Source organism: Pseudomonas sp. SIMBA_068 (assembly GCF_046534705.1).
In the GTDB taxonomy this organism is placed as follows: domain Bacteria; phylum Pseudomonadota; class Gammaproteobacteria; order Pseudomonadales; family Pseudomonadaceae; genus Aquipseudomonas; species Aquipseudomonas putida.
In genome coordinates this window covers 1-254 of sequence record NZ_JAWRYI010001049.1, presented here as the reverse complement: position 1 = coordinate 254, position 254 = coordinate 1, and the positions used below count along the sequence as shown (strand labels likewise).

The following is a 254-nucleotide window of genomic DNA, read 5'->3' as shown; positions in this document are numbered from 1 at the left end:
CGGCGCTGCGGGTCAGCGTGCTGCTGGAGGCCGGCGAAAGCCGTGAGGTGGTGTTCCGCCTGGGGGCCGAGCAGGATGCCAAGACCGCTACCCGGTGTGTGCAGCAATACCGCGGCCTACGGGCAGCCATGGAAGCGTTCGAAAAGGTTCAGATCTACTGGCGCCAGACCCTGGGCGCCCTGCGGATCGAAACCCCCGAACCGTCGTTGGATGTCTTGGCCAACGGCTGGTTGATGTACCAGGTAATTGCCTGC

1 protein-coding gene is annotated in these 254 nt (G+C 64.6%); it reads left to right on the top strand.

Annotation, left to right across the window (positions count from 1 at the left end; genetic code table 11):
• The coding region (locus SB756_RS32640) for a hypothetical protein (protein ID WP_410913586.1) at positions 1–254 on the top strand (254 nt) is incomplete at both ends.